Below are 23,755 nucleotides of genomic sequence, written 5' to 3'. Positions count from 1 at the left end.
TTTTATTTAATAAAAAATTATGTATAGAGGATTTGAATTGGATATTAAAGATTGGAAAATTGATGGGTCCTATGAAGCTATAGGTTCGCCTCAATATGAAAAATACAAAAGAGATACGTCTGCTTTTTTAGAACAATATTTAACAAAAAATGGTGCATTGGACGGAGCAAAAATGCAAGAGGAATGGTTTCCTCAAGTAGACGCAGATATTTTCATTTCTCACTCGCACGCTGATGAAAAATTAGCATTGCGCTTGGCGGGTTGGCTATATTCAAATTTTAAAATAAAGTGTTTTATTGATTCATCTATTTGGAAATATTCTAATAAACTATTAAAAATTATTGATGAAAAACATTGTAAAAATACAGATGGAAAAACATATAATTATGATTTAAGAAATAATTCTACAAGTCATGTTCATATAATGCTCTCAACGGCATTAACTAAAATGATTGACAAAACGGAATGTTTCTTTTTTATAAATACCGATAACTCTATTACAATAGAAAATACTATCAAACATCCTACAACTTATTCCCCATGGATTTATTCAGAATTGGAAATGTCTAGATTAGTTAGAAAAAAAGAATTGTCAGAGTACCGAAAATTAGTATCTAGAACTGTTCTGTTTTCTGCTAATGAAAGTAAAATGATAAGCGAAAGCGTTAAAATAACTCATAAAGTAGATTTAGAACACCTTACAAAGTTAACTAAAGACGATTTTACGGTTTGGCATCAACTAAATAGAGAAGAAAAATTACAATATCCATTAGGTCATTTATATGTTTTAAAACCATTTAAAGAATTAAAATTGACAAAATTATGAGCAACGACAAACAATTAAAACATTTAGAATTTATTCAAAATGTAATCACCAGAATAAATTCTAATTCCTTTATGATAAAAGGCTGGGCGGTAACATTAGTTGCGGCGCTATTTGCATTATCTGCTAAAGAAGCAAATACTAAGTATTATATTATCGCATTTATTCCAATTGTAGCCTTTTGGATATTAGACGGCTTTTTTATTGCAACAGAAAGAAGATTTAGAGATTTATATAAAGTTGCTACAGGAAAAACAGAAAGCACAGTTGATTTCGATATGAATCCGTATTCAGATATAAAACTTTTGGTTATTGATCTAAATGATAATTGGTTTGTTGAACAATCTAAAAAGTTATTTAATAAGATAAAAGTAAACTGCTTCATAATTATTGGTTGGGTTCTTGGTGTTTTTTCAATGACTCTAATTCCTTTTTATGGAGTATTATTATTGATAATGTACTTTATAAAGACCTATCTAAATGGCTAGAAAGATTTTTGTTTCATATAAGTATTCCGATAGTAAAGTGGCGGGATTAGGAAATAATTTCAATACAACTGCTAGAGATTTTGTAACCAAATTGGAAGAAAAGCTATCGCAAGACCACATTTATAAAGGTGAAAAAGATGGACAATCATTAGCAGATTTTGAAGATACAACTATTGAATCCAAACTCAGAGATAAAATTTACGACAGCAGTTTAACGATTGTATTAATCTCTAAAGGCATGAAAGAGTTGCTAACAGATGAAAAAGACCAGTGGATCCCTTGGGAAATATCATATTCTTTAAAAGAGCATTCAAGAAATGGAATAACAAGTAAATCAAATGCTGTTTTGGCTGTTGTTTTACCTGATGAAACAGTTTCTTATGATTATTATATTACCGAAAACAGTTGTACCAAATGTAATTGCAGAACATTGAATACACCTTTTCTATTTAAAATATTAAAAGATAATATGTTCAATATTAAAAAGCCAGTCTACAATGATTGTTCAAATCATACGGTCAATCCAGTATATGTTGGTTGGTCATCTTATATATATTCTGTAAAATGGAATGACTTTATTGGGAATATTGAAAAATATTTAAAAATAGCTTACGATATTCATGCAAATATTGAAAACTATAAAATTACAAAAATGCATAAATAAAATACTGTCACAAATTTCGATAAGATTTGTGACAAGCAAGAAAGTTTTCTGTAACAAATAATTGCTTTTTTTGTTATAACAATAAAACTAAAATTGTCGCAAAAATATACTAAAATTGCGACAAAGTAAGTCATAAAAAAGCATGCAAAGCATTGAGGATAAAGTAATTGCTAAAATAAAAAAAGCCAAAGGGGGCGCGCTAATTTTTAGGGTATTCCAATAAGGGAACTCATCTAAAAACTGTCACAAATTTTTACTATATTTGTGACGAATTTAAAATTAGAATAATGACACAAAGCATTGAAAAACAAATAGAAAAGTCAATAAAAAGCAAACCAAAAGGCAGTTTGGTTTTGCCAGACGATTATATTGGTTTTGGGTCGTCGGCTGCCATCCGAAAAGCGTTGGATCGTTTAGAAAACAAACAAGTGATTGTTCGAGTAGCACAAGGTATTTATGTTCGTCCAAAAATAAGTAAATTAATAGGGCAATTGGTTCCTTCCGCCGAAGAAGTCGCAGAAGCTATTGCCAAACGAGATCGAATAAGAACGTTGCCAACAGGTAGCTATGCTTTAAATGCATTAGGATTGAGTACACAAGTACCAATGAATATTGTATTACTAACGGATGGCTCACCAAGAGTAATTAAAGTAGGTAAACGAACGATAAAGTTCAAAAAAACCACACCTAAAAATCTTTTAGCAAAAGGCAAAATTAGCCGATTGGTCATTCAGGCATTAAAAGAAATCGGTAACGGCAAAGTAACCGCAGAAGAAGAAAACAAGATAATTGACCTACTAAAAAAGGAAGAGGAAAAAGACCTAAAACACGACATAGCACTGGCACCAGTATGGGTTCAAAAAATAATGATGAAAGCAGTAAAAGATGGCAAATAGTATTTTTTATAAAACAGATAAGGCGGAGAAAGTAGCTGTTTTCAATGCCATTGCAACCCAAAAAGGAATGAAGCCTTTTGCTGTAGAAAAAGACTGGTGGGTGAGCCGTACATTAGAAATTATTTTCCAAATGGAAATCGCCAAACATTTGGTGTTCAAAGGCGGAACCTCATTAAGTAAAGCTTGGAATTTGATTAATCGATTTTCTGAAGATATCGATTTGGCCATAGATAAAGATTTTTTTGGATTTACTGGAGAATTAGGAAAGAATCAAAGAGATAAACTAAGAAAGACAGCAGGCCTTTATACCACAGGAACATTCTTTAAAGAATTGCAAGCAGCGTTTATAAAAAGAGGATTTGTAGATCTTGATTTTAAAATTATTGAAGCAAAAGATAGCGATCAAGACCCAAGAGTATTAGAAATCTATTATCCAAATGTAATTAATTCTTCATCAGAATATGTTTTGCCTCGTGTACAAATTGAAGTCAGTTGCCGCTCATTGAGAGAACCCTTTTCGGTTAAAAAATTCGGGGCTTTAGTAGATGAAGTATATGCTGATAAAGATTTTGTTGAACCCTTATTTGAAGTGCCAACAGTAAATCCGGAACGAACTTTTTTAGAGAAGGTTTTCCTGCTACACGAAGAATTCCATCGTCCGGAAGAAAAAATGCGAGTAGATAGACTAAGCCGCCATCTCTATGATATATTCCATCTAACAAATGCGGGGATTGCAGAAAAGGCAATAAACGATAAAGAATTATATGAAACTATTGTAGCGCACCGATACAAGTTTTCAAGAGTGGGCGAAGTAGATTATAATCTTCACAATCCAAAAACAGTTAATCCAATTCCAATCAATGAAAAATTAGAAGAATGGAAATCGGATTATGCCAAAATGAAGGAAGATATGATTTACGAAGAAAACAAACCTTCTTTTGAAGACCTATTACGCAACTTGGAAAAACTGAGAGGGCAATTACAAGAAGTCAATTGGCAATTTGAACTTGAATTTCCTATTAACAAAACGAATCACTAATTACTAGTCACCAATCACTAACTTATGATAGATACTTGGTTTAAAAAAGAAATAGAAAAAATATTCAATACCCATCCTATAGCTGTATTTATAGATGAGTCAAAAGAAGCTACTTTTTTACAAGAAGGGGTAAAAAATGAGTATGTTACATTTTTTACGAATAACGAAATTGATGAACTTAAAGTGAAGTATGAAATTGAGAAAAGCTTGGATAAAAACAAGAAATATTTGATTTATACCAATACGCCAAAAGAACAGCTAAAATTCATTAGAGAATACGTTGAAACCAATGGGGCGGTAGAAATAAAACATTTCGACAGATACATTAAAGAAAAGTTAATCAACCATTTAAATATAAACCTGCATTTAGAAAAAGAAGAATTAATTGCAGCTGCAAAAGTAAGTATTGGCAAAGACCAAACCTATTGGATGAACTTAAGCCACAATGGAGCTAAAGAAATCTTCAATTTGGAAAAAGAAATCGTACCTTTTTTAGATAACCCTAAAACCTATTTAAACAAGTACGATAAAAACGTTCAAGAATTATTCTTCACAAAAGTAAATGAATTAATTGGGCAGCCTTACATTGAGAAACCAGCAGCCGTTTTAGCTCAAGAAGTGGTTTTTTATTTATTGGATGGATTAGCAAACAACAATCCAAACAAAATGCTCTTGGAAGCGTATAATAATTGGTTAGACAGTAAAACATACCAAGAATCATTTGATAAATACCTAAAAAAATATAAACTAGAACCCAAAACAGAAATTTTCAATTGTCATCCTGCACATCCTTTCAAAGAGTTAGATGAGCTTTGGTTAGTAGAACTGGGTAAAAACATAAACAACAAAGAGTATTGTGTTAATTTCTTACCTAAAATTAACCAACGTATTGTAAATAAAGCCACCATTCATTTAGGGATTACATTTTGGAAAAACATAAAAACCTTATTGGAATTTGACGAAAAGAACATCAACCAAATTGCTTCTCATCAAGAATGTGTGTCATTTTATACCAACCATTTTTACAAATTAGATAAAGCAATTAGGGAGTTATATACGGAGTTTTTAGACCGTAAAAATATAATAGAACCTATTCAATCATACTATAAAAATTATGCAGTAATATATCTTGATAAGTGGTTCAAATATTTCGAAGACTATCAATCCAATCAAACAGGGAAAATTCAAGAAATAATAAACAATAATGCATTAAGAACAGCAATTGTAGTCGGAGACGGCGTTTCTTTTGAGTTTGCTAAAGACATCATCGAAAGAGTATCAAAAGAATATACGTTATGCAACCAGCAACAATTTATGTTTGCAGGTCTTCCATCAGAAACAGAACATAACATGAGTCAATTGTATGTAGATACAGGTGTAGTTGTAGCAAAAAAACAAGAACGAGAAGCATACATTTTAAACCAAAATACAGATAAATCAATAGGCTTTATAGATTTAGAAATGGTAAACGAAACCACCGATAAACAAAACTATTTAATTTGTAGTTACAAAGACCCTGATAAACTAGGTGAAACCTATCAACAAAAAGCATTAAAATATTTTGACCAAGTAGCGGCGCTATTTGCAACAAAAATTGAACAACTGCTTAGAAATGGGTATAAAAACGTATTCTTAGTCACAGATCATGGTTTCGTTTTAACAGGTGTATTAGAAAATTCAGATAAAATAGAAGTTGATTTCAAAGGTAACGTAAACAAAAGTGAGCGCTTTATTAGAACAGAAGAAAAACAAAACATAGATACTAACCTACTTGTTGAAAAAGAAATCCAATATGCAAACTTTAAGTATTGCTATTTCGCTAAAAGACTAGGGCCGTTCAAAACACCTGGAGTTTACGGATATAGCCATGGTGGTATAGCACCACAAGAAACCATTATACCTTTTTTAAAATGGTCTAATGAAAATAATACAAGTGAACAATTACAAGTGGTAGTTAGCAACAAAAATGATCTAAATGATGTGACAGGTGATTTGTTCTCAATAGCATTAAAAGCAACTACTACGGAAGCAAGTTTATTTTCAACAGAAAGAAAAGTAATATTATTATTTTTTGTAAAAAACAACAAAGTAAATGAAAGTGATATCATTACAATTAGTAAAGAAATGGAAGTGAAAAAAGAGTTTCGCTTCGGTTCAAATGCTGAATTAGAAGTCAAAATTGTAGATGCAATTACCAAAGAACAATTAGATAAAGTGGTAGTTAAACAAAACAAAGCAAGAGATTTAGGAGGTTTACTTTAAAATAAAAAAATTATGATAGTCCTTGACGATTTAGATAAAAAAGCATTAGACCACTTTCGTGGGTATGTGGTAAAAAAAGATTTAGTAGGTATCATCAAAGGTGGGGCTAATGTACCAGCTTTTGTATTGGAATATTTATTAGCAAATACCTGTAGCACAGAAGATGAGGAAAAACTAAAAGAAGGAATGGAAAATGTAAAAACAATTTTACGTGACCATTACATCAATCCAGAAGAAAGTACTTTAATTCAATCAAAATTAAAAGAAAAAGGGAGTTATAAAATTATTGACAAAATATCCGTTCAATTAGATCCTCAAAAAGATAAATATTGGGCAAATATCAGCAATAGTAATATTAGAAAAGCGAACATCAGTGATGAGTTAGTTACAAGTCATGAGAAGCTACTTTTAGGAGGTATTTGGGCAATTATTGACATGGAATATGACCCTATGATAACAGTAGGTTCAACTGTTTTTCCATTTGTGGTAAAAGAAATTAGACCTATACAACTATCATCGTTTGACAACAGTAAAATTTCCGATAAAAGAAAAGAATTCACAACAGAGGAATGGAAAAAATTATTACTACGTAGTGCTGGATATGAACCCTATAGCGAAGGATTAGATGAAAGAAAGCTAAACCTATTACTTTGCCGTTTAATTCCATTAGTAGAAGCCAATTTCAATATGGTAGAATTGGGTCCTCGTTCTTCGGGTAAATCATATATCTACAAAGAAATTACACCTTACGCTATTCTAATTTCAGGAGGTCAAGGTTCTGTTGCTCAATTATTTGTAAACAATACTTCTGGTCGTGTAGGTGCAGTTGGTCTTTGGGACGCCATTTGTTTTGATGAAAGTACCGACAAACTTTTCAAAGATAGAGATGCAATTCCATTAATGAAAGATTATATGGAAAGTGGTTCTTTTTCAAGAGCAAAGGGAGGTGAAATTTCAGGTTCAGCTTCTATAATATTAAACGGGAATATAAACCAACCAGTAGAAACCGTATTACAAACATCACACTTATTCAGTCCATTATCAGATGAAGTAAACCACGATACCGCATTTTTAGACCGTATCAATTTATTTTTACCAGGTTGGGAAATAACAAAATTCAGTCCTCAAAACTTTACTCATCATTTTGGTTTTAGTACCGATTTCTTTTCCGAAGTATTGAAATCACAAAGAAAAACAACGTATTACGATGCGTTGAATAAATATTTTTCTTTAGGATCTCATTTAAAACAAAGAGATAGCAAATCAATAAGACGTATAATTTCGGGCTTTTTAAAATTACTGCATCCAAACGGTGAGTATTCAAAAGAAGACATTAGAGAGTACTTAATTATTGCAATGGAAATGCGTCGCAGAGTAAAAGAACAGCTCAAACGTATTGGCGGTATGGAATTTTGGGACACTAATTTCTCCTACATCGACAAAGAAACACAAGAAGAAATATTCGTTGGATTACCGGAAGAAAAAGGCTCGTCATTGATAGAAGCAAATCCATTGGCTCCGGGAGTATGTTACACCGCAACAAGTGATGGAGATAATAATTCTTTAATAAAAATTGAAGTAGTAGCATTAAAAGGCTCAGGGAAATTAAATATTACTGGAACCAATTCAACCGAAGTAAAAGAAAACATAAAGAACACCTTTAACTATATCAGAGCCAACGAAAAAACAATTCTAAACGAACAACATTCATTAGCAAACTATGACCTAAATATTCAAGTAAGCAATATTATGGGAGCTAATATTCACGATGGTATAGGTAGTGCTGTATATGTGGCAATAATTTCAGCGATTTACAAAAAGAACCTAAAAGCTGGTTTAGCAGTTTTAGGTAATGTATCAATTGGTGGCGCTATAGAGAGAGCTTTAAATTTCGCCGACAAAGTAACATTACTTTCCGAAAACGGAGCAAAAACAGTTATAGTACCAATGGATAACTTATCAGAAATAGGAACATTACCAACCACAATTTTAGGAAAAACGGACGTGCCTTTCTATGGTAACAGTCAAATGTTATTACAAAAATCTGTATTGGGGGAATAAGAAATTTAAACCCTAAAACTTCATTAGGCATTTTAATCCATTTTTTTGAATATTCAATGCGATTTTTAAATCATCTTGAAATTTTTGATTTGGATTCATGCTATTAGTGTTAAAATTAATATTGCAAAAGTAAATATATTTTCAGTTAAAGTTTGTCTAATAATAAAATAAATTTCCAATACCAAGAATTACAAAAAACATGAATTTAGTATAATCATTTTTCCAATATTACAAACCTCTAACCTCATAATTCTAACCTCTAATTTCAACCTCTAACCTTATAATTCCTACTTACAACTTCAAACCTCGAACTTCATACTTCAAAACTCATAATTCCTACTTACAACTTCAAACCACTAAATTTCTAACCTCTAACTTATTTGAAGCTGCCACTTTTGGCATTTTCACGCAGGGGCTGTTCCCGCCTTACGCTACAATCTTTTTGTTTTTAAAGAAAAAACAAAAAGGATTTCCACTCCAGTCGGGGCTAGATTGCCACTTTTGGTGGTGTTCTCAAGGGCAATCCTTCTAGTTTTACATCTGACATTCACTTTCTTGTATCTGCTATTCTTTTTTCAGAACATTAACTTACAAAATTCTAAAACCAATAGTAGTCAAAAGTATTAAACAACAAAAAACCCGTTTCGATTGAAACGGGTTTTCTAAAAGAAAGGCGGCGACATACTCTCCCACAAAATGCAGTACCATCTGCGCAGGCGGGCTTAACTTCTCTGTTCGGGATGGGAAGAGGTGAGCCCCGCCGCAATAACCACCTTAAGGTCTTTGTTAGCGGTTGTTGGTTTTTGGTTGTTGCTGTTGCCATCAACTACCAACCTTCAACTATCAACTGCAGTTTTACTGCTAATATCTTAACATATTGAGATAAAAATTTAAAAGAAAGTTTTACCAGCCCCACATATTGCTCTTTTGGAACTTAGGGGGCTGTTTTATACATAAGCTTACGGGTTATTAGTACTACTCGACTATGACATTACTGCCTTTACATCTATAGCCTATCAACGTGGTCATCTTCCACGACCCTTAAAAGAAATCTCATCTTGTGGTGGGTTTCGCGCTTATATGCTTTCAGCGCTTATCCCTTCCAAACGTAGCTACTCTGCGGTGCCCCTGGCGGGACAACAGATACACTAGAGGTTTGTCCAATTCGGTCCTCTCGTACTAGAATCAGATCCACTCAAATTTCTAACGCCCACAGTAGATAGAGACCGAACTGTCTCACGACGTTCTGAACCCAGCTCGCGTGCCACTTTAATGGGCGAACAGCCCAACCCTTGGGACCTTCTCCAGCCCCAGGATGTGACGAGCCGACATCGAGGTGCCAAACCCCCCCGTCGATATGAGCTCTTGGGGGAGATCAGCCTGTTATCCCCGGCGTACCTTTTATCCTTTGAGCGATGGCCCTTCCATGCGGAACCACCGGATCACTATGCTCTACTTTCGTACCTGATCGACCTGTATGTCTCTCAGTCAAGCTCCCTTATGCCATTGCACTCTTCGCACGGTTACCAAGCGTACTGAGGGAACCTTTAGAAGCCTCCGTTACTCTTTTGGAGGCGACCACCCCAGTCAAACTACCCACCAAGCAATGTCCTCCCTAATTGGGAGTTAGGCCTCAGATAAACAAAGGGTTGTATTTCAACAATGACTCCACAACGCCTAGCGACGCCACTTCACAGTCTCCAACCTATCCTACACATCATTTATCCAAGGTCAATACTAAGCTATAGTAAAGGTGCACAGGGTCTTTTCGTCCCACTGCGGGTAAACGGCATCTTCACCGTTACTACAATTTCACCGAGCTCATGGCTGAGACAGTGTCCAGATCGTTACACCATTCGTGCAGGTCGGAACTTACCCGACAAGGAATTTCGCTACCTTAGGACCGTTATAGTTACGGCCGCCGTTTACTGGGGCTTCAATTCAATGCTTCGCCTAAACTAACATCTCCTCTTAACCTTCCAGCACCGGGCAGGTGTCAGGCCCTATACTTCATCTTACGATTTTGCAGAGCCCTGTGTTTTTGATAAACAGTCGCCTGGACCTCTTCACTGCGGCCAGCTTGCGCTGGCGACCTTTCTCCCGAAGTTACAGGTCTATTTTGCCTAATTCCTTAGCCATGAATCTCTCGAGCACCTTAGGATTCTCTCCTCGACTACCTGTGTCGGTTTACGGTACGGGTACTGTTAATCTAAGTTTAGAGGGTTTTCTTGGAAGCCCTTAGGTGTACTATCTCGTCAACCGAAGTCTCTGAGTACTATCAGCCTTTGCCAAAATCTACGGATTTGCCTATAAATTCTTTAGCTACAGCCTTCAACGAACTATTCCGTCAGTTCGCGACACTTTCATCACTCCGTCGCCCCATCACAATTAACACTAGTACGGGAATATTAACCCGTTGTCCATCGACTGTCCCTTTCGGGTTCGCCTTAGGTCCCGACTAACCCACAGCTGATTAGCATAGCTGTGGAAACCTTAGTCTTTCGGTGGCGGTGTTTCTCGCACCGCTTATCGTTACTTATGCCTACATTTTCTTTTCTAACCAGTCCAGCTCCCCTTACGAAAAACCTTCAACCCTGTTAGAATGCTCCCCTACCACTTGTATCTAAATACAAATCCATAGCTTCGGTAATATGTTTATGCCCGATTATTATCCATGCTCGTTCGCTCGACTAGTGAGCTGTTACGCACTCTTTAAATGAATGGCTGCTTCCAAGCCAACATCCTAGCTGTCTATGCAAACAAACCGCGTTCTTTCAACTTAACATATATTTGGGGACCTTAGCTGATGGTCTGGGTTCTTTCCCTCTCGGACTTGGACCTTAGCACCCAAGCCCTCACTGCTGGTAAACATTATATAGCATTCGGAGTTTGTCAGGAATTGGTAGGCGGTGAAGCCCCCGCATCCAATCAGTAGCTCTACCTCTATATAACTTATAACCAGCGCTGCACCTAAATGCATTTCGGGGAGTACGAGCTATTTCCGAGTTTGATTGGCCTTTCACCCCTACCCACAGGTCATCCGAAGTCTTTTCAACGACAACCGGTTCGGACCTCCACACTGTGTTACCAGCGCTTCATCCTGCCCATGGGTAGATCACACGGTTTCGCGTCTAACACTACTGACTAAAGCGCCCTATTCAGACTCGCTTTCGCTACGGTTCCGTGACTGAATCACTTAACCTTGCCAGCAACGTTAACTCGTAGGCTCATTATGCAAAAGGCACGCCGTCACCCAACGAATGGGCTCCGACCGCTTGTAGGCGTATGGTTTCAGGATCTATTTCACTCCGTTATTCACGGTTCTTTTCACCTTTCCCTCACGGTACTGGTTCACTATCGGTCTCTCAGGAGTATTTAGCCTTAGCGGATGGTCCCGCCAAATTCAGACAGGGTTTCACGTGCCCCGCCCTACTCAGGATACCACTATCCTTTACACTCATTACCTATACGGGACTATCACCCTCTTTGGTTCTACTTTCCAGTAGATTCTAATTCTTTGTGCAAGAAATATCGTGGTCCTACAACCCCAATATTGCCGTAACAACATTGGTTTGGGCTTATCCGCGTTCGCTCGCCACTACTTACGGAATCACTTTTGTTTTCTTCTCCTCCGCCTACTTAGATGTTTCAGTTCAGCGGGTTTGCCCATCTATCGATGTACTATGTCTTCAACATAGTGGGTTGCCCCATTCGGATATCTACGGTTTTGCGGTTGTGTGCACCTACCCGTAGCTTTTCGCAGCTTATCACGTCCTTCTTCGCCTCTGAGAGCCTAGGCATCCCCCATACGCCCTTATTTTGCTTATGTACATCCTATTCATATCAATACAAATAGGAATTGTTTTTAAATATGCAATAAATTGCTTATTTACGTTATACGCGATAAATCGCATATTTACGTTATACGCGATAAATCGCGTATCTACTTTCTACTTTTTAAATGTTTTTATCTCAATATGTCAATGAACTTTCCAGCCCCCTAGCTCCCAATGAGAAACTAGTTGTCAACTCCCCCTTCGGGGGTTGGGAGGCTTTTGTGGAGAATATCGGAGTCGAACCGATGACCTCCTGCGTGCAAGGCAGGCGCTCTAGCCAGCTGAGCTAATCCCCCAATTTAATTATGAATTGTGAATTATGAATTAGGAATTTTTTGTAATTCGTAATTTTTCAACCCTAGAATTTCCTTCTTTTGTATATGAACGTTTGTAGTCCCGCCCAGACTCGAACTGGGGACCCCTACATTATCAGTGTAGTACTCTAACCAGCTGAGCTACGAGACTCTGTTTTTTTTTATTATGTTGAACTAACAGCGAGAGTAATGTTTTGTAATCTTATTTACATCTTTCTCTTATTGTTGCTTGCGCTATCACAATAAGCTCTAGAAAGGAGGTGTTCCAGCCGCACCTTCCGGTACGGCTACCTTGTTACGACTTAGCCCTAGTTACCAGTTTTACCCTAGGCAGCTCCTTGCGGTCACCGACTTCAGGCACCCCCAGCTTCCATGGCTTGACGGGCGGTGTGTACAAGGCCCGGGAACGTATTCACCGGATCATGGCTGATATCCGATTACTAGCGATTCCAGCTTCACGGAGTCGAGTTGCAGACTCCGATCCGAACTGAGAACGGTTTTGTAGATTCGCTCCTACTCACGTAGTGGCTGCTCTCTGTACCGTCCATTGTAGCACGTGTGTAGCCCAAGGCGTAAGGGCCGTGATGATTTGACGTCATCCCCACCTTCCTCACAGTTTACACTGGCAGTCTTGTTAGAGTTCCCGACTTCACTCGATGGCAACTAACAACAGGGGTTGCGCTCGTTATAGGACTTAACCTGACACCTCACGGCACGAGCTGACGACAACCATGCAGCACCTTGTAATTTGTCTTGCGAAAGATCTGTTTCCAAATCGGTCAAACTACATTTAAGCCTTGGTAAGGTTCCTCGCGTATCATCGAATTAAACCACATGCTCCACCGCTTGTGCGGGCCCCCGTCAATTCCTTTGAGTTTCATTCTTGCGAACGTACTCCCCAGGTGGGATACTTATCACTTTCGCTTAGCCACTGAAGTTGCCCCCAACAGCTAGTATCCATCGTTTACAGCGTGGACTACCAGGGTATCTAATCCTGTTCGCTACCCACGCTTTCGTCCATCAGCGTCAATCCATTAGTAGTAACCTGCCTTCGCAATTGGTATTCCATGTAATCTCTAAGCATTTCACCGCTACACTACATATTCTAGTTACTTCCTAATAATTCAAGTCTAACAGTATCAATGGCCGTTCCATCGTTGAGCGATGGGCTTTCACCACTGACTTATCAAACCGCCTACGGACCCTTTAAACCCAATGATTCCGGATAACGCTTGGATCCTCCGTATTACCGCGGCTGCTGGCACGGAGTTAGCCGATCCTTATTCTTACAGTACCGTCAAGCTTCTACTCGTAGAAGTGTTTCTTCCTGTACAAAAGCAGTTTACAATCCATAGGACCGTCATCCTGCACGCGGCATGGCTGGATCAGGCTTGCGCCCATTGTCCAATATTCCTCACTGCTGCCTCCCGTAGGAGTCTGGTCCGTGTCTCAGTACCAGTGTGGGGGATCTCCCTCTCAGGACCCCTACCCATCGTAGCCATGGTAAGCCGTTACCTTACCATCTAGCTAATGGGACGCATGCTCATCTTTTACCGTTGGTACTTTAATGTGAAAACCATGCGATCATCACATACTATCAGGTATTAATCCAAATTTCTCTGGGCTATCCCTATGTAAAAGGTAGATTGCATACGCGTTACGCACCCGTGCGCCGGTCTCTAGTATTGCTACTATACCCCTCGACTTGCATGTGTTAAGCCTGCCGCTAGCGTTCATCCTGAGCCAGGATCAAACTCTTCATCGTATATTTTTTATATTATTTGCGATGTACGTCTTTTTACTAAACGCTTACTCTCTTTTTTTTGTGTTTTAACATTGCTGTTAAAACGGCTGTCAATTCAATATGTCTATGAACATTTCTTCTTATTTTTCGCCCCTCTCGAAGCGGGTGCAAAAGTAATAATCTTTTTTGTCTCTGGCAAACTTTTTTTGATTTATTTTTAAATCTTTTTTGCCGTGATTTCAAATTTTTTATCGCTCTTTTGCGGGGTGCAAAGGTAAATAACTTTTTTGTTTCTGGCAAACTTTTTTTGATTTATTTTTAAATCTTTTTTTGCCGTGATTTCAAATTTATTATCGCTCTTTTGCGGGGTGCAAAGGTAAATAACTTTTTTGTTTCTGGCAAACTTTTTTTGATTTATTTTTAAATCTTTTTTTGCCGTGATTTCAAATTTATTATCCCTCTTTTGCGGGGTGCAAAGGTAAACCTTTTTTTTATTCTGGCAAACTTTTTTGGACTTTTTTTAAATCTTTTTTTTTACCCTTATTTCAAAAATGCTTATCGCTTATTGCGGGTGCAAAGGTAGCACTTCTTTTGGCTTATACAAGCTTTTTTTAACCTTTTTTTTGCTTTTTTTTTATTATACCTCGTTTTCAATATGTTACAGCTTATTTCTCGCTTCTTGTAACCCCTGGTTTTGGTTTGAAAAAAAGGTACTCCCTAAAATAGCCCCGATTGTAGTGGAAATCCTTTTGTTTTTTTCCTTTAAAAAACAAAAGATTGTAACGGAAAGCGGGAATATGGCTCTTTGTAAACCGCAGGGCTCTGCTACTATTGTTTAGGTTTTGTTTATTTGTGTGTGTTACTTTATTATTAATTTGGACATTGATTTGGTTTTATTTGTTGATATGATTTCTATTATATATACTCCTGTTTTGTATTCGTTGAGGGGTATGGTGAAAAATTCGTTGTCTAAGTTGGTGTATGTTTTTAGTTCTTTGCCTGTTATATCTATTATTTTTATAGTTTGAATGTTTTGGTTGTTGGTTAATTTTATTTGAACTTGGTTTGATGCTGGATTTGGAAATAAGATGGCGTTGTTCCATTGGATATTTTCGTTTCCGAGTGTGGCTACCAATTCGGTATTGAATGTATTGGTGATGATTACTGGATTAAAATCGAAATATATTTGTGCATTGTTTGGAATGATGTCTCCGATATTGAATCCTGGTTTTAATTTGGCTTGAAAAGTCACATAACCTTTGCCAATATCGGAATTGGCTACAGCAACTGGTAGTTGAATGTTATTCATTTTCCATGACAATTGATTTTCGGTTCGGTCTAAGGTGTAGTTATGGCTTGCTCCTACCATTCTAATTGATGTTTCGTCAATTTTAGGGTTTAAGCTATCTTTTATTTCTATATTGATGGAACATGCATTACCTGTGTTTTGAAGCGGATGGAATAGGTAATACCAAATATACATATAAAGTAGCTAATCTGCTAGCTCTTTTTCTCCAAATATTTCACAAAAAAATAATTACGTAGCCCAGCTATGAAAAGATTTTTATAAAATCTTGAAAAAAAATAGCATTGCGTTTTTAGACTATTTATATAAGTGTTTGGTATTAGTTTGAAAATGGACCAAAGTTGCGAAACTGTTTTATTAAATTTCAAATCTCAAAAAATCTTTAATCGACCTACCCCAACGAAAATTGAAACACAAAAAAAGCCCTAAAAATTAGGGCTTTTAAAAGTATCGGATCGAAAAAATGTTACAATTTGACAAATTTCATTGTACTAGTGGCATTTTCAGATTGTATTACCGCAATATACGTTCCAGATTGCAAGTGTTCCAATGCTACTTGTGAGGTTGCTTGGTGTTGTTCTACAAGTAATTGACCAACCAAATTGAAAATTTGAATCGATTTGATGTTGGTATTATTTTTTGAACTGATGTTTAAAACAGTCGAAACGGGGTTTGGATATATACTATACTCATTAGTCAATGACACTGCATTAGTAGCTAATGTAGCCAAAGTTGTGGTTGCAGTATTGGTAATAATTGGAAAATTATAATCAAAATAAATACTAGCTTTGTTTTGAAAAGCATCTCCCAATTGCAAATTGTTTTTTGTTTTGATTTTAAATGTAATAAACCCATCATTTTGAGCATCGTTAAAATCCAAGTTGATGTTTTCAAAAATAAACTCTACTTTATTTGTATTAGAGATTTTTGTTTCAAAAGCATGACTAGCAGCTACTGGTCTTAAAGAAGTGATGTCAAATTTTGTGGTATCAATTAGGTCTTTGACAACAATGTTTTGTGCAGGAAAAGTACCAGTGTTTTCAAAACGAATCATATAATGTACATATTCACCAGCTTTTGAAGGGTCTAATTGGCTGCCTTCCAAACAAGTTTTATCGTTGGGATCTAATGAATTGACAACAGTTTGCGAAAGTGTAAAAACATTGTCAAGTGGGGTTTCGTCTCCAGCAATTGTTGCAGTTGCTTTTGGAGTCAATACAGCTCCAGCATTTACAGCAGGTGTTTCTGTAGGGCTGTTCAAATTAAGTGTTACAAAAATTGTTCTGGTTTCAAAAGGCACCAAATTGGTATAATCCCAATTCAAGTTGTTGGTTGATTGACTGGTAACCGCAGGATTTGCACTTACAAAATCCAAAATACCGTCATTGTAATTAAAATTAATACTGCCATTTAAGGTTTGATTTCCTTTGTTTTTATACGTAATTTTATAAACCACGTCAAATCCTGGTCGAGCAGGTCCAATAGGCATGATGATTATTTCTAAATCTTTGTGAACTCCATTTGCTGTTAAACAAAAATCCTGAACAAATGGACTTGTAGTTGTAGGGAAAGTAACATTAGCACTCGTTGGCGAAACCGTAAAATAAGTTGGATTTTCTAGTACAGGTGTAATGGTGTGTGTTCCTGCCGTAACGTTTACGGTGTAAAACCCATTTTGATTTGCAAAAACATTACCCGTATTGGTTCCGCTTGTTAAATTAAATTTGGTAAATGGCATGGCCAAATCAGTTGCATCACAGCCGTTTCCTGTGGCATCTAATTTAATGGTACCTTGAATTTTGAAATTTATCCCTACTGGTGCAAAAGAACAATATGAATTTACATGACAATTGGTATATCCGTTTAATACAATTTGTGATTCGATGGCTGCAATTTGACTATCATCGGCACAAATATAAGTTAGATACGGATTGCCGCTAAATGTGAAGGTTTCATTTTTAGCGTTTTTCATAAAAATAGAGGTCAATTGATTGGCATCGCAATAGAAAAAGTTAAGATTCGTAAGGGTACTTACATCAATAGTTGTAAGGTTATTTTCGTTGCAATAAAGGTATTCTAAAGCTGTTAATCCAGATACGTTTAAAGTTGTCAAACTATTTTCGTAACAATATAAGTATTTTAAATTGGCTAATGCACTAACATTCAAATTATTAATTTGATTTTGATAACATGACAAAGTTACCAAGTTTGTTAAGGCAGTTGCATCCAATGACGTTAGCTGATTTTTATCGACATACAATTGTGTCAAACCCGTAAAACTACTTATTCCTGTTAAATCGGTAATGGATGCGTTGGGTACAGAAAGATAGCTAACTTGGGTGGCTTCTGATACTTGTATTTCATTATCGTTATTGCTATCTATCTTAAAATAGGAACCAGTCAAATTTTTGGCAATAGTATTGGTACTGTTGGCCGATAACAATTTTGCTTTAAAATTGGCATTAGGTATCGTTACAATTTGGGCTTCTAGACTTAAAAAGGAAGTCAATGCAGTAAGAAGAAAAAATAGCTTTTTCATATTAATAATTTTTGGGTTGGTACTTATATGATAGTGAACATTTTTTTGTAGAAAAATAAATCAATCCATGACTATATTTGGAAAAAATATTTTTTAATCAAAATAAACAAAGTTCCTTATTATATAATTCAATTTTTTGTTTAATTAGCAACAATGTATTGCAATTTGTTTATAATATTCATGCAAATATAAAAAAAAATGTTCGTTATAAAAAAAAATCATTGAAATTTAAAGATTTATTTCGTGGTGTTAAAAAATTGATTATATTGCGTCATTATTACACATTGAAATTTAAAATATAAATTAGTAAAATTTAACAACTCAAAATTATGAAAAAATCTAAAAAATGGGTGGTACCAGTCCTTTGTGTTACTATTGGCACTGCTTTTTTGGCATTTAATCAACCGCCAAAATACCGAGATTTGAATAAAAATGGCAAAATGGACGATTATGAAAATACTCAATTATCCATAGAAAAACGTATAGATAATCTTATTTCATTGATGACTATTGAAGAAAAAGCAGGCATGATGTTCATCAACGGTACATTAATAAACGACGACGGCAGTATCGAAAAAAAGGAAGGAGCAGAAGGATTTGCCGCCCGATTGCCAACCGCTATCGAATTGATAGAAAAATCAAAAATGAACCATTTCAACTATTGGCAAGCACCTAGTATAGCCGCTTTAGCAAAAGGATATAATGCCATTCAGAAAGTAGCAGAAAATTCTCGTCTTGGCATTCCTGTTACCATTGCTTCAGATCCACGTCATTATTTTAGCAACAATGTATTTGCTATGGATGCCAAAGGTTTTTCGCAATGGCCAGAACAACTTGGGTTTGCAGCTATTGGCGATGAAAAATTAATGCAACAATTTGGCGATATTGCCCGTCAAGAATATATTGCAGTAGGAATAAAGGAAGCCTTGCATCCAATGGCCGATTTGGCAACTGAGCCACGCTGGCCAAGAGTTAGTGGCACATTTGGCGAAGATGCCAAACTATCTGCTCGAATGGTAAAAGCATATATACTTGGTTTTCAAGGTACCAATGGTTTGAATGCTCAAAGTGTGGCTTGTATGACCAAGCATTTTTCTGGTGGTGGCCCACAAAAAGAAGGTATAGACCCCCATTTTCAATACCAAAAAGGGCAAGTGTATCCTGGAAATAATTTTAATTATCATTTAATTCCATTTGAGGCTGCTTTTGAAGCCAAAACTGCCTGTATGATGCCTTATTATGGAGTACCAACAGATCAAACATCAGAAAACGTTGGGTTTTCCTACAACAAAGACATTATTACAACCATGTTACGAGAAAAATACAAATATGACGGCGTAGTGTGCACAGACTGGGGTTTGGTAACAGACACAAAAATGGGTGCCGTAACTTGGCCCGCACGGGCATGGGGTGTGGAGCATTTGACTGAAAAAGAACGGGTTAAAAAAATAATTGATTCGGGTTGCGACCAATTTGGTGGCGAAAATTGTCCGCAACACGTCGTATCTTTAGTCAAAGAAGGTGCAGTATCCGAAAAACGAATCGATCAATCAATCAGACGCTTGTTAAGGGTAAAATTTCAATTAGGGTTGTTTGAAAATCCTTATATAGACGAGCAAAAAGCATTGCAAATTATTGGTCAAAAATCATTTAAAGAACTTGGCGAAAAAACACAAAGACGTGCTTATACTTTATTGAAAAACGATATGAACTTGCCGTTGCATACCGCATCAAAACTTAAAATATATGCTAAAAATATAAGTCCTGAATTGGTTTCAAAATATGGGATTGCTGTGCAATCGCCAGAGCAAGCCGATGTGGCTATCCTCCGATTGAACACACCGTGGGTACCCATAGAATCAGACAACTTTTTTGCAAGAGGTTTTCATCATGGCGACTTGGATTTTAAAGGGAAAGATTTGACAGATGTTTTGGAATTGTGCCAAAAAGTACCAACCATTGTAGATATTTATTTGGACAGACCCGCTGTTTTTCCTGAAATAAATAAAGCTGCAAAAGCTGTTTTGGCCAATTATGGGGCCAGCGATGCTGCTTTATTAGATGTTGTTTTTGGTAATGCAAAACCCGAAGGTAAACTCCCGTTTGAATTGCCTTCGACAATGGACGCCGTTAAAAAACAAAAGGAAGATGTTCCGCATGACTCTGAAAATCCTTTGTATCCATTTGGTTTTGGATTAAAATATAAGAGATAAAGGTTAGAAGTTAGAGGTTAGAGGTTAGAGGTTAGAGGTTAGAGGTTAGAGGTTAGAGGTTAGAGGTTAGAAGTTAGAGGTTAGAAGTTAGAAGTTAGAGGTATGCCGTTTGACGCCTTTTATTTTTCTTTCTATTAAAAGCAAAGGATAGTTTTAGATATATCTTAAACTATCCTTTGTTATTTCTAAAAAAATATTTTGAATATGTAGAAGAAGCTATTCAAAATTATTGTTCTCTTTCTTCTTTCCTCTTTCTTCTTTCCTCTTTCTTCTTTCCTCTTTCTTCTTTCTTCTTTCTTCTTTCTTCTTTCTTCTTAATTTCGTTTGTCTTCGCCCCAGAGCAATTTTTTTCGTAATGTTTTGAGAAAAGTAACGTCGTTAATATCAACCAAATGGATTTGAAATGGTGTTTTTTTGATGTTCAAAACCGTTTCATTGTCTAATGTTGTAATTCGAGAATCGAGTGAAACCAAAAATTGTTTTTCTCTGCCCGAAATTTTAAGTTGGATTTCAGTTTCATCAGGAATTACAAGCGGGCGAGCGTTTAAGTTATGTGGAGCTATTGGCGTGATTACCAACCCTTTAACTTCTGGAGTCAATACAGGACCACCGCAACTTAACGAATAACCCGTAGAACCCGTTGGGGTTGCAATAATCAGTCCATCTGCCCAATACGAATTGAGGTATTCGCCATTTAAGGCCGTTTCGATGGTTATCATCGAAGTGGTATCTTTTCGGCTCACGGTAATTTCGTTCAATGCAAAATTGATTTGTGCTAAATCTGAATTTTCGATTGAAGTACTGACACTAAGTAATGTACGTTTTGAAATTGTGAATTTTTTTTGTAATACCAAATTCAAAAACTCCGTTATATTCTCTTGTGGTACACTTGCCAAAAAACCTAATCGGCCTGCATTGATGCCTAATATTGGTATTTGCAAATGCCGAACATAAGTTGCTGCTCTCAAAATGGTACCATCGCCACCAATACTCAATAACAAATCAAAGCTAGTATCAAGCTGGCTATGGTGGTTGAATGTTTTGTACTGTTTTTTTAGAATATCATGAGAATATAAAGTATTCAAAAACTGCTCTTCAATGACCAACTCAACCCCATGGGTATTGAAAAACACGAAAATATCCTTTATAATAGGATGTGTATCATTTTGATAATATTGTCCAAAAATGGCTATTTTCATATATAATTTTATTAAAAAAAAATCTAGGATGCGTTTGAAGGATGAATTATGAAGTTTAATCTTTTCAATCTTCTCTATCTTTTAATCTTTTAAATCTTTCAATCTTCTCTATCTTTCAATCTTTTTAATATTTTAATCTTTCAATCTTTGAATCTTTCAATCTTTAAAAACTCAAATACTTATCCAAATAAGCCGCATTATTTTTTAATTCATCAACATATTGATCGTCTTGATGACTTGAAATAAGTTGGTAATCAAAACGTCTGAAAGTTTGAATAATTTCGTTTAAGTTGGCATCTCCCATTTTTATAGTAACATGGGTATTTTGAGCATCCGCATCAGAAATAAAAGCCCCGAAAACCGCTGTACCACTACTTTCTACAATTTGTACAATTTGCGACATGTTGATTTCAGATTGCGGTTTTGCCACTACAATTACATTGCCTTTTGCTTTCAAAAACGGAGTTTCATTCATCATCTCTACCACATCAAGGGCATTAAAATAACCTAAATACTCATTAGATTCATTCAAAACAGGCACCAAATTGGTGTTGTTTTTAGCAAAAACTTCAAGCAAATCCAACCAAACCATATTGCTACGGGCAAAAAAACCTTCGAGAGCATATTTGTAATCCGACAACGATTTGTTGTAATCAAAATTATCGACATCATCGGCTGCAATACTACCAATAAAAACCCGTTCGTCCAAAACTGGGAAATGCGAAAACGAAACCTCTTGAAAAAAATCCTGAACCGTAGCCAAAGTATCCTGAACCTTTAGTGGTTTCAAATCGTTTTGTATTAATGCTTGTAAAGTTGTCATTGATAGCCCTTTTTTTGTTGGCCACAAATTTAAACAAAAATTATTGTATTGTTCATTATTTTTTAAAAAAGCATTTTATAAGATATGGCTCCCAAGAATGGTTTTGTTGCTATTTTGATGCAAAAAATTGGGAAAAATTGGGGTACATTGAATTTTAATGTTTCTTATTAAAACTACATCTAAACATCTTTGATTTAAAAATTAATATTTCAATAGTCGTTTCCACAATATAAAAAAAAAATAAAAAGCGTTACTGTTGGTGTTGGTGGTTTGAAAAGCTATAAATATTTGATCTTTATATGGCAAAATCATATAATTTTTTCAATATTGAAACAAAAACATTTATTATCAAAATATACCTTTAATAGGTCAAAATCATATAATGATGTTGCTTTCTTAAATATTAATTTGTTCATTTGTAACTAATCATAGCGTTAAACTCTATCTAAATTTAACAAAAACCGAATAACATTTCAATTTTGGATAGGTATAAGCCACAATGGCATTGATTTGTAAAAGGTGAAACATTTGAAAAAGAATTGAAAATTATCTTTACTTTTGTACCGAGGTTTGCGTTTGGGATTGCATTGAAAATCCTTTTGAGCCGCCCAGCCCCAAAAGAGGCATTGTATTGCACCAAAACAGCTTTTGAATGTGTAGTCAAAAGGATTATTTTACAATATTATATTTCTTTTGGAGTTTAATGAATGTTGTTTGAAACGAAAAGTCCGTCCCTTGTGGGAACGCCCAAAATATTGGCTTGGAAAATATTAAAAATAAATTAGAATAGATTTTTTTGTATTAAATTATATATATAAATGACTAAATTAAGTGTAAATATTAACAAAATTGCTACCCTGAGAAATGCTCGTGGAGGCAATGTTCCTGATTTGTTGCAAGTAGCAACAGACATTCAACGCTTTGGAGCACAAGGCATTACGATACATCCTCGACCTGATGAAAGACATATTAGGTATCAGGACGCTCGGGATTTGAAAGCGATTGTATATACTGAATACAATATTGAAGGAAATCCAGAGAAAAGTTTTATAGATTTAGTACTAGAAATTGGCCCCACACAAGTTACCTTGGTACCCGATGCACCCGATGCTCTCACGTCGAATGCAGGTTGGGACACTATAAAACATAAAGATTTTTTGACAGATATAGTTACCGAATTGCGTCGTCATCACATTCGTACCTCGTTGTTTGTGGATCCTGATCTGAAGATGGTTGAGGGAGCAAAATTCATTGGTGCAGATAGGATTGAACTCTACACCGAGCAATTTGCCCATTTGTATGGCAAGGGCAACAAGCTTGGAATTGAGCCATATAGACAAGCAGCCCTTTTGGCCCATGAATTGGGATTGGGGCTAAATGCTGGACATGATTTGAGTTTGGATAACATTCAATTTTTTAATGACAACATGCCTCATTTGCTAGAAGTTTCTATTGGTCATGCTTTGATAGCCGAGGCATTGTATTTGGGCTTGGATAACGTTGTAAATATGTATTTACAAAAATTAAAAACATCTAGCCTATAATTTC

14 protein-coding genes, 2 tRNA genes and 3 rRNA genes are annotated in these 23,755 nt (G+C 35.8%); 9 read left to right on the top strand and 10 right to left on the bottom strand.

Annotated features, from left to right (window positions below; all coding sequences use genetic code 11):
- Positions 1 to 19: 19 nt before the first annotated feature.
- From FBFL15_RS05115 to brxL, 7 genes are all read left to right on the top strand, one after another.
- Positions 20 to 826 carry a TIR domain-containing protein gene (locus tag FBFL15_RS05115; RefSeq protein WP_014083577.1) on the top strand — a complete coding sequence of 269 codons (807 nt, stop codon included), beginning with the start codon at positions 20 to 22 and terminating at the stop codon, positions 824 to 826.
- On the top strand, positions 823 to 1,311 hold the full coding sequence (locus FBFL15_RS05110; protein ID WP_014083576.1) for a hypothetical protein: 489 nt from the start codon (positions 823 to 825) through the stop codon (positions 1,309 to 1,311). The genes FBFL15_RS05115 and FBFL15_RS05110 overlap by 4 nt, the downstream gene beginning before the upstream one ends.
- On the top strand, positions 1,304 to 1,975 hold the full coding sequence (locus FBFL15_RS05105; protein ID WP_014083575.1) for a TIR domain-containing protein: 672 nt from the start codon (positions 1,304 to 1,306) through the stop codon (positions 1,973 to 1,975). Before FBFL15_RS05110 ends, FBFL15_RS05105 begins: the two co-directional genes overlap by 8 nt.
- A gap of 287 nt (positions 1,976 to 2,262) precedes the next feature.
- The gene (locus tag FBFL15_RS05100; RefSeq protein ID WP_014083574.1) at positions 2,263 to 2,871 is read left to right on the top strand and encodes a DUF6088 family protein; all 609 of its coding nucleotides are present in this window, start codon (positions 2,263 to 2,265) and stop codon (positions 2,869 to 2,871) included.
- Positions 2,861 to 3,910, top strand: a complete 1,050-nt coding sequence (locus FBFL15_RS05095) for a nucleotidyl transferase AbiEii/AbiGii toxin family protein (protein ID WP_014083573.1) — start codon at positions 2,861 to 2,863, stop codon at positions 3,908 to 3,910. Before FBFL15_RS05100 ends, FBFL15_RS05095 begins: the two co-directional genes overlap by 11 nt.
- Before the next feature lie 24 nt (positions 3,911 to 3,934).
- Positions 3,935 to 6,172: a PglZ domain-containing protein gene (locus tag FBFL15_RS05090; RefSeq protein WP_014083572.1), complete on the top strand. Its 2,238-nt coding sequence runs from the start codon at positions 3,935 to 3,937 to the stop codon at positions 6,170 to 6,172.
- A gap of 12 nt (positions 6,173 to 6,184) precedes the next feature.
- Positions 6,185 to 8,233: a protease Lon-related BREX system protein BrxL gene (gene brxL / locus FBFL15_RS05085; protein ID WP_014083571.1), complete on the top strand. Its 2,049-nt coding sequence runs from the start codon at positions 6,185 to 6,187 to the stop codon at positions 8,231 to 8,233.
- Between the two features lie 668 nt (positions 8,234 to 8,901).
- Here the strand turns inward: brxL and rrf are convergent.
- The 8 genes from rrf to FBFL15_RS05040 all read right to left on the bottom strand — a co-directional run bounded on the left by rrf (position 8,902) and on the right by FBFL15_RS05040 (position 17,972).
- Positions 8,902 to 9,010, bottom strand: a 5S ribosomal RNA gene (gene rrf, locus FBFL15_RS05080).
- A gap of 172 nt (positions 9,011 to 9,182) precedes the next feature.
- Positions 9,183 to 12,062, bottom strand: a 23S ribosomal RNA gene (locus FBFL15_RS05075).
- Positions 12,063 to 12,291: 229 nt separating this feature from the next.
- A tRNA-Ala gene (locus FBFL15_RS05070) sits at positions 12,292 to 12,365 on the bottom strand.
- Positions 12,366 to 12,460: 95 nt separating this feature from the next.
- Positions 12,461 to 12,534 (bottom strand) — tRNA-Ile (locus FBFL15_RS05065).
- Positions 12,535 to 12,636: 102 nt separating this feature from the next.
- Positions 12,637 to 14,148: ribosomal RNA gene (locus FBFL15_RS05060) — 16S ribosomal RNA — on the bottom strand.
- The 16S, 23S and 5S rRNA genes sit together here with 2 tRNA genes alongside, the layout of an rRNA operon.
- Positions 14,149 to 14,184: 36 nt before the next feature.
- Positions 14,185 to 14,427, bottom strand: coding sequence for a hypothetical protein (locus FBFL15_RS05055; RefSeq protein WP_044032161.1), 243 nt, complete (start codon positions 14,425 to 14,427; stop codon positions 14,185 to 14,187).
- A 559-nt stretch (positions 14,428 to 14,986) separates the two neighbouring features.
- On the bottom strand, positions 14,987 to 15,610 hold the full coding sequence (locus FBFL15_RS05045; RefSeq protein ID WP_044032159.1) for a DUF7619 domain-containing protein: 624 nt from the start codon (positions 15,608 to 15,610) through the stop codon (positions 14,987 to 14,989).
- Positions 15,611 to 15,899: 289 nt separating this feature from the next.
- The gene (locus FBFL15_RS05040) at positions 15,900 to 17,972 is read right to left on the bottom strand and encodes a DUF7619 domain-containing protein (RefSeq protein ID WP_014083570.1); all 2,073 of its coding nucleotides are present in this window, start codon (positions 17,970 to 17,972) and stop codon (positions 15,900 to 15,902) included.
- A 329-nt stretch (positions 17,973 to 18,301) separates the two neighbouring features.
- Here FBFL15_RS05040 and FBFL15_RS05030 point away from each other — a divergent pair, with 329 nt between their 5' ends.
- Entirely contained in the window at positions 18,302 to 20,185 is a 1,884-nt protein-coding gene (locus FBFL15_RS05030; RefSeq protein WP_014083569.1) for a glycoside hydrolase family 3 protein, read from the top strand.
- Between the two features lie 314 nt (positions 20,186 to 20,499).
- Here the strand turns inward: FBFL15_RS05030 and FBFL15_RS05025 are convergent, their stop codons facing one another.
- Positions 20,500 to 21,384, bottom strand: a complete 885-nt coding sequence (locus FBFL15_RS05025) for an NAD kinase (protein WP_014083568.1) — start codon at positions 21,382 to 21,384, stop codon at positions 20,500 to 20,502.
- Between the two features lie 163 nt (positions 21,385 to 21,547).
- Positions 21,548 to 22,207: a CBS domain-containing protein gene (locus FBFL15_RS05020; protein WP_014083567.1), complete on the bottom strand. Its 660-nt coding sequence runs from the start codon at positions 22,205 to 22,207 to the stop codon at positions 21,548 to 21,550.
- Positions 22,208 to 23,025: 818 nt separating this feature from the next.
- Here FBFL15_RS05020 and FBFL15_RS05015 point away from each other — a divergent pair.
- On the top strand, positions 23,026 to 23,751 hold the full coding sequence (locus tag FBFL15_RS05015) for a pyridoxine 5'-phosphate synthase (protein WP_014083566.1): 726 nt from the start codon (positions 23,026 to 23,028) through the stop codon (positions 23,749 to 23,751).
- Positions 23,752 to 23,755 lie beyond the last annotated feature (4 nt).

This window comes from Flavobacterium branchiophilum FL-15, assembly GCF_000253275.1.
Classification (GTDB): domain Bacteria; phylum Bacteroidota; class Bacteroidia; order Flavobacteriales; family Flavobacteriaceae; genus Flavobacterium; species Flavobacterium branchiophilum.
Note: the sequence above shows the minus strand (reverse complement) of the source record. Positions and strands in the feature narration are given on the sequence as shown.